This is a genomic window from Alsobacter sp., assembly GCF_059501845.1.
In genome coordinates this window covers 801,812-817,295 of record NZ_JCACDK010000018.1, presented here as the reverse complement: position 1 = coordinate 817,295, position 15,484 = coordinate 801,812, and the positions used below count along the sequence as shown (strand labels likewise).

Sequence of the window (15,484 nt, the reverse complement as noted above, 5' to 3'; positions counted from 1 at the left end):
CGGCCATGCGCGACGGCAGCCGCACGCGGGCAAAGATCGTCGAGGAGGCACTGCGCCTCTTCGCGGCGAAAGGGGTGGAGGGCGCCTCCATCCGCGACATCGCCCAGGCGGTGGGGGTCGCGGAGGGCGCCCTCTACCGCCACTTCAAGGGGAAGGAGGAGATCGCGCGCGAGGTCTTTCTCACGCATTTCGAGGCGCTGGCCAGCGACGTGATGGCCATCGGCGGCGCTGCGGATCCCTTTCCCCGCAGGGTGTGGCGGCTGGTGCTGCACTTCGCCACGCTGTTCGACGAGCGGCCGGCGCTCTTCACCTTCATCCTGATCAACCAGCACCGCCATCTCGAAGCAGTGCCCCTGGAGCCCGAGCGCAACCCCGTCTCGGCCCTGCGCGACGTGTTCTCGCGGGCCATGGAGCAGGGCGAGATCGACCCCGGCGATCCCGACCTCGCCGCGGCGCTGGCGCTCGGCATGGTGACCCAGCCTGCCATCTTCCGCCTCTATGGACGGATCCAGGGTCCCATGGCGCGGCAGGCCGCCGCCATCACCCGCGCCGTGCTAGCCGGGCTGGGCACGCGCCCGGCGGTCTAGACGCGCAGGGCCCTCGGACGGGCGCCCGTCAGCGCCGCCCGAAGGCAGGGTCAGCAGTTCGTGCAGATGCCTTTCAGCACCTTCTGGTCGACCGCTTCCTTCTGCTTCTGCACCTCGGAAGGCCGGTCGATTGGCTTGATCCCGGCACCCAGCGAGCCCGTGCCGTCCGCCGTGCGGCGCTGGTCGGGGATCTTAGCGGGATCCTGACCCTGCTTGCGTGCCTGCTGCTCGCACCCCTGGATGATCTTGGCGGTGAAGTAGTCGCGATGGGCGAGGACGTCGGCACAGGCCGGCGAGCCGCCGCGCGAGCCGATCTCGGCCGCCGAACCGCCAAGGCCCGGCGCCGACGAATTGGCGGCGCTCCCGGCCTGGTCCGACGTGAGGCCGCCGGTCTGCGAACCGACCGTTCCCGTCACGCCCGGCGTGCCCGGATTGGTCGAGGGCACGCCCGGGTTTGTCGCCGCGGACGTTCCCTGATCGCCGAGCGTGCCGGCCTGCCCGCCGCCCGGGGCAGGCGTGCCGTTGGGAAGGACGGTGCCGGACGTGTCGGAGTTCGGCCCGATGCTGGTGGCGCCGCCGATCGAGGTGGAGCCGGTCGGCGCCCCGGGGGCCCCGCCGCTGCCGCCGCCGATCCCGCCGGCGGATCCGGTAGAGCCTGCGGAACCCGAGGAGCTTCCCCCGGACGAGCCGCCCGAAGAACCGCCGGACGAGCCGCCGCCGCTCTGGGCGAAGGCGGGCGCAGTGGCGAGGAGGACGGCGGCACAGCCGGCCGCCAGGATACGCTTACGAGAGAAGGTGGACGTGATGGGCATGGCGGCCTCCTGCAAGACAGGTCGGGCCGCCAACGCTCCGGCGGGGATCGGGTTTCAGTCGTTCAGGCGGGCCGGTTGCCGCGCCCCGTGCGGCCGGGCATCGGTCCGGTGTCCACCACGGTCTCCCACCTGGCTGCGTCGTGCCGTTCCGCCGCGTGGAACGGTACGGCGAGGCAGAGCGCCCCGGCCTGTTCGGCAATGGCCGCCACGGCAGCCACGTCGCCGGGTGATCCGGCCACGTGCACTTCATCGCCCGGCTCCAGAGCGGGCATTGCGGAGGCTGGCCTGCCCGCCTGGACAAAGAGGTCGCTGGCGCCAGCATCGCGGGCGACGACCCGGACATCGGCAATGCCTCGGGCCCGCAACCATGCGAGCGCTGGGCGCATGTAGAGATCGCGCGGGTCGCGTGCGGCAACGATTACCGAGAGTTCGCGGTGCGGTTGGCCGAGGCGGGCCGCCACCGCCATGGCCCAGATCGCCGAGAACCCGGCCCCGGCCGAAACCAGCACCAGCCTGCCATCGGCATGGCGTAGCGTCTCGCGGCCAAACGGACCGTGCATGCCGATGCGGGCGCCCGAGCGGATGCCCGTTCCGAGGCGACCGGAGAAGGCCCCTTCCGGATGACGGCGAACATGGAAGACGAGGGTCCGCTCATGCGCCTCGGCGCGCAGCCCGAAGGTGGGGCAATAGGCGCGCTCGGGCCCGCCGGCAAAGGAGAGCTTGACGAATTGGCCGGGAATCCAGGGCAGGCGGTCACGCAGTTCCACGACCAGCTCGGCGACGGAGGGCGACAGGTCGCGCACACCCGCCACCGTTCCCGTCATCCGGACGGGAAGCGGCAGGTCGGGCCGGCTGCCGCGGATTGTAACGCTCATTTGCAACGCATCCCGTTCATGGACTGCTAACCTTAATTGTGACGCTGCGACCCAGGGCTGTCCAAGGCTTTCCCGGGTCATGTTCGATTAGGGTTAATGCGGCGGACCGGCGTGCGCCCGGCATGGCGGGCCGTAGACGCGCCGTAAACTCGCCTCTTCCATCCTGCCGTCAGACCGGCGATTCGTGCCGGCTGGCCAGGAGACATCGCCATGGACCGATTGGCTGTCGCAGTCGTGATCGCCGTGCTGTGCGCGGCCGGTATGGCGTCCACCCCCGCCGCCGTCGCCGCTCCTGCAAAGCCCCAGAAGGCCGAGCGGCTGCCGGCCGAGGCCGTGGCGGCCGCCAAGGCCGTCTCCGGCCTGCGCGCGGCCCAGGGCCTCCCGCCCGTGAAGGCCGACGCGACACTGACCCGCGCCGCGGACGAGCAGGCCGCCGCCATGGCCGCCGCGACGACCATGTCCCACACCATTGCCGGCGACCTCGGCAGCCGGATGCGCAAGGCAGGCTCGGCCGCCCCGGCCGCGGCGGAGAACGTCGCCATGGGCCAGCGCGACCTTGCGGAGGTCATGGCGTCCTGGACCGCGTCGAGCGGCCACCTCTCCAACATGCTGATGAAGCAGGTGACACGCCTCGGGCTCGCCAGGCGCAAGGGCGCTGACGGCAGGCTCTACTGGGCCATGGTGCTCGCCGCGCCCGAGCCCGTGCCGGTCGCGGACGGTTCTGCTGATGGCTTCCGCTGGGGTGCCCCGTTCCTCGTGATCCGGTGAGAGGCCCTACAGCGAGCGCACCATCACGGCGCCGATCATCACGAGCACCGCCCCGGCCAGACGGCCCATGCTGATCTCGCGCACGGCAAGGCCAAGGAAGCCGATCTTGTCCAGGATCAGCGCCGCGGTGAGCTGGCCCGCGATGGCGAAGGAGAACATGGCGGCTGCCCCCAGCCGCGGCACGAGCACGACGTTGCCGATGAGGTAGAGCACGCCGAGCGAGCCGCCGGCGACGAAGAGCCAGGGCGGGATCCTGACGATCTCGGCGACGGGCGGCAGGTCGCGGAACACGGTCAGCACCAGCACGACCAGCAGCACCAGCCCGGCGCAGAAGGACACGGCCACCGCCGCGACCGGGTTGCCGAGGGCCCTGGCCAGCTGGGCATTGATGGCCGCCTGGACAGGCAGGGCCATGGCCGCGAGAACGGCGCAGAGCGGCAGGACGACGCTGGACAGGGACATCGGGCTGGCTCTCGGTTTCGAGGGGTGGGGGACAGAAAAATGCGGCCGCGCAGGGCGCGGCCGCAACTCGGGACTTGCCGGAGAGATCCTACTTCATCGCCTTGGCGGCGTCCGTCACCGCATGGGTGAAGGCGCCCTGCGGCTCCTTCGAGATCACCGGGTCTGAGCCGCCCGACAGCAGCGTCGCGACGGTGCGCTTGTAGTCGGCCTCGTCCAGCGCGCCGTCGGAGCCGGCGGTCAGCTTGTTGATTTCCTCGACCATACGGACCTGGTGCTTCTCCGTCTGGGCACCCGTGGCGTCGTTCTCCAGCACAATCGCGGCGGCCTCCTTCGGATGGGCGCCGGCCCACTCCCAGCCCTTCATCGAGGCCTTCACGAAGCGGGCCATGGTGTCGACGAACTTGGGATCCTTCAGCTTGTCCTCGAGCACGTAGAGGCCGTCCTCGGTCGTGGCCACGCCCTGGTCCTCGTACTTAAAGACGACCAGGTTCTCGGGCTTCAGCCCGGCGTCGATGACCTGCCAGTACTCATTGTAGGTCATGGTGGAGATGCAGTCGGCCTGCTTCTGGATCAGCGGGTCGACGTTGAAACCCTGCTTCAGCACCTTGACGCCCTGGGCGGAGCCGTCGGTCGGGATCTTCAGCTTCGACATCCAGGAGAGGAAGGGATACTCGTTGCCGTAGAACCAGACGCCGATGGTGCGGCCCTTCAGGTCCTCCGGCTTCTTGATCCCCGTCTCGGCGCGGCAGGTCAGCATCAGGCCCGAGCGCTTGAAGGGCTGGGCGATATTGACGAGCGGCACGCCCTTCTCGCGGGTGGCGAGGGCGGAGGGCATCCAGTCGACAATCACGTCGGCGCCACCGCCGGCAATGACCTGCGGCGGGGCGATGTCGGGGCCGCCCGGCTTGATCGTCACGTCGAGGCCGGCGTCCTTGTAGAAGCCCTTGTCCTTGGCGACGAAGTAGCCGGCGAACTGGCCCTGCGTCACCCATTTCAGCTGAAGCGTCACCTTGTCGGCGGCTTGCGCCGCGCTGGCACCCGCCGCGGCGGCGGCGAGCAGGGCTGCGATTGCGAGCTTCTTCACGGTTCGACCCTCCGGTTTCGTTGTCGTTGTACGGCCGCAGGTTGGTCCCGCGGCCAGTTCCCCTTCTAGACCGCCCTCTGCCGGTAGGAGGCGTGCCAGAAGGTGGCACGCCGCTCCGCGAGGGCGAGTAGGCCGTAGAACAGCGTGCCGGTGAGGGCAGCCACGACGATCGTGGCCCACACCATGTCGATGTTCATGCGACCAACCTCTGTGTTGATGCGAAAGCCCATGCCGACGATGGGCGTGCCGAAGAATTCGGCCACGATGGCGCCGATCAGCGCCAGCGTGGAATTGATTTTCAGCCCGTTGAAGATGAAGGGCAGCGCCGCCGGGAGCCGCAGGTTCAGCAGCGTCTGGCCGTAGCTCGCCGCCCACGTCTTCATCAGGTCGCGCTCCATGGCTCCCGCAGAGGCGAGGCCGGCGACCGTGTTCACGAGCTGCGGGAAGAAGGTCATCACCACGACGATGGCGGCCTTGGACTGCCAGTCGAAGCCGAACCACATGACCATGATCGGAGCGACGCCGACGATGGGCAGGGCCGAGACGAGGTTGCCGAGCGGCAGCAGGCCGCGCTGCAGGAACGGCACCCGGTCGATGAGGATGGCGACGAGGATGCCCGCGCCGCAGCCGAGGACGTAGCCGACGATCACGCCGCGAAAGGTCTGCAGGAAATCGGCGCCGAGCACCGGAAGCGAGGAGGCGAAGCGCGCGCCGATGGCCGAGGGCGCGGGCAGGATGACCTTCATCATCTGCGAGCCGAAGCCGCGCACGCCCGCCTCCCACATCACCAGGATGGTGATGCCGAAGACGAGCGGGATGGCGATGCCGACGAGCGCCTGCACCGGGCCGGCGGGCAGGCGGGCCGCCGAGAGCGCCTGGACGATGCGCCAGGCACCGAGCCACATCGCCGCGAGCGCCAGCGCGTAGCCGGAGCCGGCGGCGTATTCGAGCCCGCCCGACAAGGCCCCGACCAGCGCGAAGGCGAGCCCCGCCGTCAGCGCAGCGAGCATGACGAGGAGGGCAACCGACATGCCCCTGCGCGAGCCCAGCAGGGCGAGCGCCAGCGCCGCCAAGCCGAGCAGAGCCGACAGACTGCGAAGGGCCACCCATCCGCCTTCGCCGCCGAAGGGCAGCGCGGCTGCGGCGATGCCCGCCGCGGCGCAGAGCAGGGCGAGCCAGTCCGTCCTCATCGCAGATAGCCCATGCGGCGAAGCACGACGCGGTCGGCCAGGGCCACGGCTGCGATGAGGAGGCAGGCACACAAGGCCGCCATGAAGATCGCCGCCCAGATCTGGATGGTCTGGCCGTAGTACGAGCCGGCCAGCAGCCGCGCCCCCAGCCCGCCATCGGCCGACTGGGTGAGCTCGGCCACGACCGCGCCGACGAGGCTGGCGGCGACGCCGACCTTCAGGCTGGCGAAGAGGAAGGGCACCGAGGCCGGCACGCGCAGCAGGAAAAAGGTCTGCGCCCTTGAGGCCGAGTAGGTCCGCATGAGATCGAGCTGAAGCGGATCGGGCGAACGGAGCCCCTTCACCATCCCCACCGTGACCGGGAAGAAGGAGAGGTAGGCCGCAATCGCCGCCTTGGGCACGATGCCGGTGACGTCGAGCTGGTTGAGGATGATCACGATCATCGGCGCCAGCGCGATGATCGGCACGGTCTGCGAGGAGACCAGCCACGGCATCATCGACCGGTCGAGGCTCCTGACATGCACGATGAGCACCGCTAGCACGATGCCCAGTCCCGACCCCAGCAGGAAGCCGAGCAGCGTCGCCGAGAGCGTGATCTGGGCGTGGTAGAGCAGGCTGCGCTTCGACGTAGCGGGCGTGGCGACCACCGTCTTCCACAGCTCCTGGGCCACCTGGTGCGGTGCAGGCAGCTTCGGACGCTCCTGCGCCAGAGTGCCGGCGACGAGCTCGCCCGTCGTCCACTCCTGCTGCCCGGCATTGCGGAACGCGTCCCGCTGCAACTCCGCGTTCATCAGCACGGCGCCGAGATACCAGAGAGCGACGATGGCCGCGCAGACCACGAGCACCGGCAGCATCCGGTCGGTCAGAATGGAAGAGGTGGACGTTCTCACCAGGTCCCCCGCCGCGTCATCCCGGGCGCGGCGCAAAGCGGAGCGGTGCGCCGCGGACACGCGATAAAGGACCGCTGCCCTGTGTCGTGTTGCTGGATCCCGGCTCTTCGCTTCGCTCCGTCCGGGATGACGACGACTGGTCGGGTACTACCGGCATCACTCATACGAATGCCCTTCCCGCAGTCCGTGCCGGACCCGGTTGGCGACTTCCATGAAGTGCGGCGTCTCGCGGATGTCGAGGGTGCGGTCGCGCGGCAGGTCGCAGTCGATTACCTCCTGGATGCGGCCGGGGCGCGGCGACATCACCACGATCCGGGTCGACAGGAACACCGCCTCCGGGATCGAGTGCGTGACGAAGACGACCGTCTTGCCCGTGTGGTCCCAGAGCCGCAGCAGCTGCTCGTTCAGCTTGTCGCGGACGATCTCGTCCAGCGCGCCGAAGGGCTCGTCCATCAGGAGCAGGTCGGGATCGAAGGAGAGGGCGCGGGCGATGGAGGCGCGCTGCTGCATGCCGCCCGACAGCTGCCAGGGGAACTTCTTCTCGAAGCCCCCGAGATTGACCAGTTCGAGGTTGCGAGCGACCCGCGCCTCGCGCTCGGCCTTCGGGAAGCCCATGATCTCGAGCGGCAGCGACACGTTGCGCGCGATGGAGCGCCAGGGATAGAGCGCCGGCGCCTGGAAGACATAGCCATAGGCCCGCTTGAGGCGGGCTTCGCCCGGCGTGACACCGTTCACGGTGAGCGTGCCGGAGGTCGGCGCCTCGAGGTCGGCGATCGCCCGCAGCAGCGTCGTCTTGCCGCAGCCCGACGGGCCGATCAGCGAGACGAAGTCGCCCCGGCGCACGTCGAGGTCGACATGCGACAGGGCGTGGACCGGACCGTCGGCAGTGTCGTAGGTGAGCGACAGATCGCGGGCAGCGATGACGGTCGGGGCGGTCGCCCCGGCCGGAACGGTGTTCGCGGTTCGCTGCGCTACGGCTTCCACGTCAGCGGGCCACGGCCTTGTCCGCGGTCAGGTCCTTCCAGGTCCGCAGTGCCTTGAAGTCGGCCGAGAAGGGGTCGCGCTTGACGAAACGGCCACGGCCGGACTGGCCCATGATCTTCTCGCCGTCCCACACGACCTCGCCGCGCGAGAGCGTGTAGCGGGCCGTGGCACTGACCTTGTAGCCCTCGAAGACGTTGTAATCGATCGCCGAGAGCTGCGACTTGGCCGAGATGGTCTTCGACGCCTTGGGATCCCACACGACGATGTCGGCCTCGGCGCCGGGCGTGATGGAGCCCTTGCGGGGATAAAGGTTCAGGATCTTCGCGACGTTGGTCGAGGTCACCGCCACGAACTCGTTTGGGGTGAGCCGTCCCGTCTCGACGCCGGCCGTCCACAGCACCGAGAGCCTGTCCTCCAGCCCGCCCGTGCCGTTGGGGATCTTGGTGAAGTCGTTGCGGCCCATGCGCTTCTGCTCGGTGGTGAAGGCGCAATGGTCTGTCGCGACCACCTGCAGCGAGCCGGCGCGGAGCCCATTCCAGAGGTCTTCCTGGTGCTTTCTGTCGCGGAAGGGCGGCGACATCACGCGCCGCGCGGCGTGGTCCCAATCCTTGTTGTGGTACTCGCTCTCGTCCAGCGTCAGGTGCTGCACCAGCGGCTCGCCATAGACGCGCTGGCCGAGCGAGCGGGCGCGGGCGATGGCCTCGTGCGCCGGGATCGACGAGACGTGCACGACGTAGAGCGGCACGCCCGTGGCGTCGGCGATCATGATGGCGCGGTTGACGGCCTCGCCCTCCACCTCGGGCGGGCGGGAATAGGCATGGCCCTCCGGCCCGGTGACGCCGTCGCGCAGGAGCTTCGCCTGCAGGGCGGCGACGATGTCGCCGTTTTCGGCATGGACGAGCGGCGTGGCGCCCAGCTCGGCGCAGCGCTGGAACGAGGCATAGAGCTGCTCGTCGTTCACCATCAGCGCGCCCTTGTAGGCCATGAAATGCTTGAAGGTGGTGACGCCCTTGGCGACCACGTCGGCCATCTCGGCCCGGACCTGGTCGTTCCAGTAGGTGATGCACATGTGGTAGGCGTAGTCGCTGTAGGCCTTCTTCGCCCGGCGATCCCAGTCGGCCCAGGCCTCCAGCAGCGGCTGGCCGTTCCCCGGAATGCAGAAGTCGACCACCATGGTGGTGCCGCCGGACAGCGCGGCCTTGGTGCCGGTCTCGAAGTCGTCGGCCGTGGTGGTGCCCATGAAGGGCATTTCGAGATGCGTGTGCGGGTCGATGCCGCCGGGGATGACGTAGCAGCCCTGCGCGTCGATGACGTCGTCGCCCTTCAGGTCCTTGCCGACGGCGACGATGTGCTCGCCCTCCACCAGCACGTCAGCGTCCCAGGTGCGGTCGGCCGTGACCACGGTGCCGCCCTTGACCAGTGTCGACATGGCTTTTCTCCGAACGGTCCAGATTGGTGGCGCGGCCCCGTCAGGGGACGATGACGGCCTTCTCGAGCACCGCGTGCAGCAGCACGTTGGCGCCGGCGGTTGCCCATTCCGGCTTGATGTCCTCGGCCTCGTTGTGACTGACGCCGTCGACGCAGGGCGTGAAAATCATCGAGGTCGGTGCCACGCCGGCGATGTAGCAGGCGTCGTGGCCGGCGCCCGAGACGATGTCGCGATGCGTGTAGCCGAGCTTCTCGGCCGCGTTGCGGACCGCCGAGACGCAGCCCTGGTCGAACGGAACGGGGGCGTAGTTGAAGATCTGCTTGGTCTCCTGCGTCAACCCGATGGCCGCGCAGATGGCGTCGACCCCTTCGCGCAGCGCCCCGTCCATCGCGTTCAGCGTGTCGTCCGAGGGGTGGCGGAAATCGACCGTCATGAAGACGCTGCCGGGAATCACGTTCCGGGAGTTCGGATAGGAGTTGATCATGCCCACGGTCGCGACGGCGAGCGGGGCATGGGCGAGGCCGATGCGGTTGACGAGGTCGACGATCCGCGCCGCGCCGAGCAGCGCATCCTTGCGGACCGGCATCGGCGTGGAGCCGGCATGGCTTTCGAAGCCCGTCAGGTTGATCTCGTACCAGCGCTGGCCCTGCCCGTGCGTCACGACGCCGATATCGATCGACTCGTCCTCGAGGATCGGGCCCTGCTCGATGTGCAGCTCGAAGAAGGCATGGATGGGCCGGCCGCCGACGGGCTCCGGACCCTGGAAGCCGATGCGCTTCAGCTCGTCGCCCAGCGACTTGCCGTCCTGGTCGAGCCGGGAATAGGCGTGCTCCTCGGTGTAGACCCCGGCGAAGACGCCGGAGGACACCATGGCCGGCGCGAAGCGCGAACCCTCCTCGTTGGTCCAGTTGGCGACCTCGATCGGGTGCTTCGTGCGGATGTTCATGTCGTTGAGCGAGCGGACCACCTCCAGCGCGCCGAGGACTCCGAGCACGCCGTCGAACTTGCCCCCGGTGGGCTGGGTGTCGAGGTGGCTGCCCATCATCACGGGCGGCAGGCTGTCGTCCATGCCCGGACGGCGGGCGAACATGTTGCCCATGCGGTCCACCTTCACGGTGCAGCCGGCGGCCTGGCACCAGCGGGTGAAGAGCTCGCGGCCCTCCTTGTCGAGGTCGGTAAGGGTCAGCCGCTTGCAGCCGCCCTTGGGAGTGGCGCCGATCTTCGCCATCTCCATGAGGCTGTCCCACAGGCGTGCGCCGTCGACGCGCACATTCCCCCGCTCCGCCATCGCTATCCCCTCGCCGATCCCCGGTGTCCGGCGCCAGCGGGCGATGCAAGGTCGCTGCCACCGGCCGCCGCCGAAGGCGCGCTCCCGCGTCTTGCCCCCCGGCGAAGCGAGGCTAGTATGCGCCTGACCATTTGGTCAATTCGTTCCGGGCCGCCCTCCGGGGGTGACACGGGGACGAGCGCAGGACGCGACGGGGGCGACGCATTGAGCGGGGCGAGGCAGCGCACCCATGTGCGCGAGGAGAACGAGCGCGCCATTCTCGAGGCCGCAACCTCGGTGTTCGCGGAGCTCGGCTTCAAGGGCGCGACGACGGCGGCAATCGCCGAGCGGGCCGGCCTGCCCAAGGCCAATGTGCACTACTACTTTCCGAGCAAGGCGGACCTCTACCGGGCGGTGATGGCGCGGGTCCTGGAGACCTGGCTGGCCGCGGCGGCATCGCTGGACGGCACCGGCGAGCCGGCCGAGGCGCTGAAGCGCTACATCGAGGCGAAGATGGACCTGTCGCGCAGCATGCCGGAGGGATCTCGCATCTTCGCCAGCGAGATCATGCGCGGCGCTCCGGCCATCGCCGATCACCTCGACACGACACTGAAGGACTGGCTGCGCTCGCGCGGCGCCATCGTGCGGCGCTGGATTTCCGAGGGCAAGATCGCGCCGGTCGAGCCGGCCTACCTGTTCTACATGATCTGGGCGTCGACCCAGCACTATGCCGACTTCGCGCGCCAGATCGAGGTGCTGAATGGCGGGCCGCTGACCGACGAACAGTTCGAGACCGCCAAGCGGCAGGTGGTCGGCACGATCCTGCGTGGCATCCTGGCCGCGTAGGGCGAGGCGTTCCCGTCAGCGCTGGGCGTCGTCCTTGCCCCGGGCGAGCGCCACGTGGTGCAGGTGGTCGTGGCGGGAATCCGGCATGCGGAAGCCGAAGCCGCCGGCCAGTTCGTCACGCTTCTCGAGACGCGGGTTGATGAAGCCGTCGCGCGGCCAGCGCACATAACTCGAGACGCCGCGCTTCGCGCCGGAACGGGGACGGCCGGAAGGATGCGACTTGCTCACGGCTGAACTCCACGGGAGGGCCGGCGCAATTCGGCCGGCGCTGCAACACTATGACGCTGCATCAGGGCACCGCCAGTCCGGTCGATACCGGATGAGCCGTTTGCGTACGCCGTGGGCGGACGTTCAGGCTTGCCGGTCGATCAGATAGTAGCCCTTGCCGTCCATGCACCCCTTGAAGTTTGTGAGGTCAAGGCGGTTGGGCTGGTCCGTTTCGGACTCCTTGCGGCAGGTCGCGAGGTCCGTCTTGCCCTGGGCGAGAAGCGCAGGGTTGCTCGACATCATCTGTCCGTCCTTGCGGGCCCACACCTTGTTGGCCGGGATCTCGCCGTACTCCCGCGGAGGAGGCGGAGGCGCGCTGACGCAGGCCGCGAGCGGGAAGAGGGCGAGCAGAACAAGGGCACGGCGCATGGAACGCATCTCCTGGGTCGATCGGCTACAGGTACCAAGACTCGAGTCGTCGATCTAGACTCAACCATCGCGTGTGTCAGCAGCGTGGCGGCCAACTGGATTGGTCACCATCCGTTAGGGATGCCGCGAGAAGGCCGACCCGGCAACGCCCAGCGCCCCGATGCAGTCGAGCAGCCGCCCTAACCCACTGCCCATAAACGCTTTTTCTTTGTCGTCCCAAAAGGCGACCGGCCCAGGTTCAGCCATCCGAAGGTTGCATGAACGATCATGCACGTCTTTTGGGACGTGCTTTTAAGATCACGACAAGCTTTGGCGTGTCACCACTTTTGCGAGCCCAGTACGGGCTTATGACAACCAGAAGGATGACTACCATGGCCGACATCACGATTTCCGCTCGCGTCCGTTCCAACCTGCTCGCGCTGCAGCAGACATCGGACCTGATGACCCTCACCCAGGGCCGTCTCGCGACCGGAAAGAAGGTCAACTCCGCCCTCGACAATCCGTCCAGCTTCTTCCAGGCCCAGGGTCTCAGCGACCGCGCCACACAGCTGACCGGCGTTCTCGACGGGCTGAGCAACGGCATCAGCACGATCCAGGCCGCCAGCAAGGGCCTGGACACGGTCTACAAGACGCTCCAGTCACTCAGCGGCCTGGTCGACAAGGTCAAGGCCGACGCTGCCGGTGCGAAGAACGCGCTCACGGGAACGGTCACGACGCTGGTCGGAACGGATGTTGCCGGCTTCGCGAACAGTGACACCCTCACCTTCACCAACGACACGACCGGAGCGGTGACGACGATCGACCTCGGGGCCGCGGGAGCGACCAAGACGGTCAGCGATGTCATCGGTCAGATCAACTCGCAGACAGGCGGCCAGTACTCGGCCTCGCTCCAGAATGGAGCCCTGGTGTTGAACGCGGCACCGACCGTGGGAAGCACCTTCACGGTGTCCTCCAGCGGCGCTGCTGCCCTCACTGCCCTGATCGGCGCTACGGTGCAGAGCACCCAGAGCGGCGGTCTCACCCAGTCGCAGTTGAACAGCTATGCCCAGCAGTTCAACGATCTGCGGACGTCCATCGACCAGACTGCCACGGACTCGGGCTTCAACGGCACGAACCTGCTGGCGGGGGGCAACGACCTCACCGTCAACTTCAACGAGGCGGGCACCTCGTTCCAGACCGTCTCGTCCAAGGCCGTGTCGTCGGACGGCTTCAGTGTCGCAGCACTCTCGCTGACCGCATCGACGCTGGCGGACTTCACCGGTGCCGTCACCTCGATCAAGACGGCGCAGGCCACGGTGCGCAGCTACCAGTCCGACTTCTCGAACAGCCAGTCGATCATTCAGAACCGGCAGGACTTCTCGAAAAGCCTGATCAGCACGCTGAAGACCGGCTCCGACAACCTGACCAACGCCGACTCGAACGAGGAAGCGGCGAACCTGCTGTCCCTGCAGACCCGGCAGCAGCTGTCACAGACAGCCCTGTCGCTGTCGAACCAGGCCGACCAGGCCGTGCTCCGTCTCTTCGGCTGATACTTCGGCCGCAGGCGACGACCGGAGTGGCGGGGCAGAAGTCCCGCCACTCCCTTTTACAGGGCCGAAGTGCGATCCAGGTTCACGCTATTGGGACATGCGGCGGGTGGTCAGCCCGGGAACGGCGTCTCGTCAACGCCGACGGCGCGTTGGGCGTGGGTGTAACGGAAGACGGAAGAGACGAGCTGGAGTGCTTCCCGCAGGCCCTCGGCCTGGATGTCGTACTCGAATTCGTCGGCATCGATCTGCTTGATCGCCTGCAGAACTTCCTTCTCGAGGAGCCGCGGCGAGAGTTCCGGCTGGGCGGTTGCCCTTGCATGGAGCACCTGAACGGCCTTCAGAAGACCAGCAATGGTAATGGTATCAATAGCTTCCCGATACTCGTCGCACATGAACGCCTCCTGGGGCAATGATCGATTAGATATTTCGACGAATGCCACGACCGTGGCCGGAAACCACACCGGCTGATGTGCGAAATCACACATCTCCGGATTGAGGCCGTGTATTCCCGCCGCACAACGCGGATGCAGTTCGTAAGTTCCACACGCTCAGGCTGTAATCGCACCGGACTATGGTGTGATTATGATCGATTACGCAATATCACTCACCCGTTTGATCGAGATCGTACGCAGGCCGGCCTCGGGGCAAGCCGACATCCCTTGACAGGCCCCCGCTCCCGTCACAGTCTTGACCAAACGGTCAGGATTTAGTCGGGCGGCTTTGCCCCCGGGCGAGTGGAGGGGAACCATGAGCGCCAGTCGGACCACGCCGGGTATTGCCGCAGGACGCCTGAGTACGGCCGAGTATGCCGCCGGCTTCACCGACCTGCATCCGCCGCTCGACGCGCACGAAGCGAGGGTCGAGGCGGACCGGTGCTATTTCTGCTACGACGCGCCCTGCCAGACCGCCTGCCCCACCGCCATCGACATTCCGCTCTTCATTCGCCAGATCTCGACCGGCAGCCCGGTTGGAGCGGCCAAGACGATCCTCGACAGCAACATCTTCGGCGGCATGTGCGCACGCGTCTGCCCGACCGAGACGCTGTGCGAGGAGGCCTGCGTGCGGGAGGCTGCCGAGGGCAAGCCGGTCAAGATCGGCCTGCTGCAGCGCCATGCCACGGACGTGCTGCTGGAGGAAGGCCGCCAGCCCTATGCCGCGGGCCCGTCCACCGGGAAGAAGGTCGCCGTCGTCGGCGGCGGACCGGCCGGCCTGTCCTGCGCGCACCGCCTTGCGCTGCTGGGCCACGCGGTGACGGTGTTCGACGGCCGCGACAAGCTCGGCGGGCTCAACGAGTACGGCATCGCCGCCTACAAGACGCCGGAGGACTTCGCCCAGCGCGAGGTCGAGTTCGTCCTGGGGGTCGGCAACATCGATGTGGTGACGGGCCGCGCGCTGGAAGGCGCCGACGACCTCGCCGCGCTGCGGCGCGACTATGACGCCGTGTTCCTCGGCATCGGCCTCGCCGGCGTCAACAAGCTCGGATCGCCCGGCGAGGACGCGCTGGACGGCGTGGTGGACGCGGTCGACTGGATCGCCCGCCTGCGCCAGGCGAAGGACTACGGGCAGGTGCCGGTCGGCCGGCGCGTCGTCGTCATCGGCGGCGGCATGACGGCCGTCGACGCGGCCGTGCAGGCCAGGCGCCTCGGCGCCGAGGAGGTGACGATCGCCTACCGCCGCGGCGAGGACGCCATGAAGGCCTCGCTCTACGAACGCCAGCTCGCGCAGACCAGCGGCGTCGTCATCCGCAGCTGGGCCATGCCCACCGGGCTGCTGGGCGACGGCGGCAAGGTCGTCGGGGTCAGCTTCGAGCGCTCGGCCGAGCAGGGCGGCAGGGTCGTCGGCACGGGCGAGACCTTCACCATTCCCGCCGACATGGTGCTCACCGCCATCGGCCAGACGCTGGTGCCCTCCGCCTTCGGCGGCGCCGACGTGCTGCGCCTGGAGGGTGGCAAGATCGTTGTCGACGCCGAGCGGCGCACCAGCCTGCCGGGCGTCTGGGCCGGCGGCGACTGCGTCGCGGGGGGACAGGATCTCACGGTCAGCGCCGTCGAGGACGGCAAGCAGGCCGCCATCGCCATCGACCGCGCCCTGCGCGGCGCGATGGCCGCCTGAGCGGGAGGGGAGG

General features: G+C 68.4%; 17 protein-coding genes. 5 read left to right on the top strand and 12 right to left on the bottom strand.

Features of this window, described 5'->3' with window-relative positions; translation table 11 throughout:
* Positions 1–5: 5 nt before the first annotated feature.
* On the top strand, positions 6–587 hold the full coding sequence (locus AC5JCN_RS18730) for a TetR/AcrR family transcriptional regulator (protein WP_495756603.1): 582 nt from the start codon (positions 6–8) through the stop codon (positions 585–587).
* Between the two features lie 50 nt (positions 588–637).
* Here the strand turns inward: AC5JCN_RS18730 and AC5JCN_RS18725 are convergent, their stop codons facing one another.
* Together AC5JCN_RS18725 and AC5JCN_RS18720 are read right to left on the bottom strand one after the other, a co-directional pair.
* Entirely contained in the window at positions 638–1,399 is a 762-nt protein-coding gene (locus AC5JCN_RS18725; protein WP_495756602.1) for a hypothetical protein, read from the bottom strand.
* A 62-nt stretch (positions 1,400–1,461) separates the two neighbouring features.
* Positions 1,462–2,274: a ferredoxin reductase domain-containing protein gene (locus tag AC5JCN_RS18720; protein ID WP_495756601.1), complete on the bottom strand. Its 813-nt coding sequence runs from the start codon at positions 2,272–2,274 to the stop codon at positions 1,462–1,464.
* Positions 2,275–2,484: 210 nt separating this feature from the next.
* Here AC5JCN_RS18720 and AC5JCN_RS18715 point away from each other — a divergent pair, with 210 nt between their 5' ends.
* Complete coding sequence (locus AC5JCN_RS18715; protein ID WP_495756600.1) at positions 2,485–3,042, top strand: CAP domain-containing protein; 558 nt, start codon at positions 2,485–2,487, stop codon at positions 3,040–3,042.
* A 6-nt stretch (positions 3,043–3,048) separates the two neighbouring features.
* On the opposite strand, the gene AC5JCN_RS18710 is transcribed toward AC5JCN_RS18715, so the two are convergent.
* The 7 genes from AC5JCN_RS18710 to AC5JCN_RS18680 form a co-directional block, all read right to left on the bottom strand.
* Complete coding sequence (locus tag AC5JCN_RS18710; protein WP_495756599.1) at positions 3,049–3,504, bottom strand: DMT family transporter; 456 nt, start codon at positions 3,502–3,504, stop codon at positions 3,049–3,051.
* Positions 3,505–3,592: 88 nt separating this feature from the next.
* On the bottom strand, positions 3,593–4,588 hold the full coding sequence (locus AC5JCN_RS18705; protein ID WP_495756598.1) for an ABC transporter substrate-binding protein: 996 nt from the start codon (positions 4,586–4,588) through the stop codon (positions 3,593–3,595).
* Positions 4,589–4,653: 65 nt separating this feature from the next.
* Positions 4,654–5,778: an ABC transporter permease gene (locus AC5JCN_RS18700; RefSeq protein ID WP_495756597.1), complete on the bottom strand. Its 1,125-nt coding sequence runs from the start codon at positions 5,776–5,778 to the stop codon at positions 4,654–4,656.
* Entirely contained in the window at positions 5,775–6,632 is an 858-nt protein-coding gene (locus tag AC5JCN_RS18695) for an ABC transporter permease (protein ID WP_495757678.1), read from the bottom strand. The genes AC5JCN_RS18700 and AC5JCN_RS18695 overlap by 4 nt, the downstream gene beginning before the upstream one ends.
* 192 nt (positions 6,633–6,824) lie before the next feature.
* Positions 6,825–7,652 (bottom strand): ABC transporter ATP-binding protein, encoded by an 828-nt coding sequence (locus AC5JCN_RS18690; RefSeq protein ID WP_495756596.1) that lies wholly within the window; start codon positions 7,650–7,652, stop codon positions 6,825–6,827.
* Between the two features lies 1 nt (position 7,653).
* Positions 7,654–9,081: a dihydropyrimidinase gene (gene hydA / locus AC5JCN_RS18685; RefSeq protein ID WP_495756595.1), complete on the bottom strand. Its 1,428-nt coding sequence runs from the start codon at positions 9,079–9,081 to the stop codon at positions 7,654–7,656.
* Positions 9,082–9,121: 40 nt separating this feature from the next.
* Positions 9,122–10,369, bottom strand: coding sequence for a Zn-dependent hydrolase (locus AC5JCN_RS18680; protein WP_495756594.1), 1,248 nt, complete (start codon positions 10,367–10,369; stop codon positions 9,122–9,124).
* 204 nt (positions 10,370–10,573) lie between these two features.
* On the opposite strand from AC5JCN_RS18680, the gene AC5JCN_RS18675 reads away from it, so the two are divergent.
* Positions 10,574–11,194: a TetR family transcriptional regulator C-terminal domain-containing protein gene (locus AC5JCN_RS18675; protein WP_495756593.1), complete on the top strand. Its 621-nt coding sequence runs from the start codon at positions 10,574–10,576 to the stop codon at positions 11,192–11,194.
* Positions 11,195–11,209: 15 nt separating this feature from the next.
* On the opposite strand, the gene AC5JCN_RS18670 is transcribed toward AC5JCN_RS18675, so the two are convergent.
* Together AC5JCN_RS18670 and AC5JCN_RS18665 are read right to left on the bottom strand one after the other, a co-directional pair.
* Positions 11,210–11,422, bottom strand: a complete 213-nt coding sequence (locus AC5JCN_RS18670) for a hypothetical protein (RefSeq protein WP_495756592.1) — start codon at positions 11,420–11,422, stop codon at positions 11,210–11,212.
* A 123-nt stretch (positions 11,423–11,545) separates the two neighbouring features.
* A complete protein-coding gene (locus AC5JCN_RS18665; protein WP_495756591.1) occupies positions 11,546–11,830 on the bottom strand; it encodes a hypothetical protein in 285 nt (94 codons plus the stop codon).
* A 371-nt stretch (positions 11,831–12,201) separates the two neighbouring features.
* Here AC5JCN_RS18665 and AC5JCN_RS18660 point away from each other — a divergent pair, with 371 nt between their 5' ends.
* A complete protein-coding gene (locus tag AC5JCN_RS18660; RefSeq protein WP_495756590.1) occupies positions 12,202–13,359 on the top strand; it encodes a flagellin N-terminal helical domain-containing protein in 1,158 nt (385 codons plus the stop codon).
* 110 nt (positions 13,360–13,469) lie between these two features.
* Here AC5JCN_RS18660 and AC5JCN_RS18655 read toward each other — a convergent pair whose 3' ends face one another.
* Positions 13,470–13,751, bottom strand: coding sequence for a hypothetical protein (locus tag AC5JCN_RS18655; protein WP_495756589.1), 282 nt, complete (start codon positions 13,749–13,751; stop codon positions 13,470–13,472).
* A 355-nt stretch (positions 13,752–14,106) separates the two neighbouring features.
* Between AC5JCN_RS18655 and AC5JCN_RS18650 the strand changes: the two genes are divergently transcribed.
* Positions 14,107–15,471, top strand: coding sequence for an NAD(P)-dependent oxidoreductase (locus AC5JCN_RS18650; protein ID WP_495756588.1), 1,365 nt, complete (start codon positions 14,107–14,109; stop codon positions 15,469–15,471).
* The last annotated feature ends 13 nt before the right edge of the window (positions 15,472–15,484 follow it).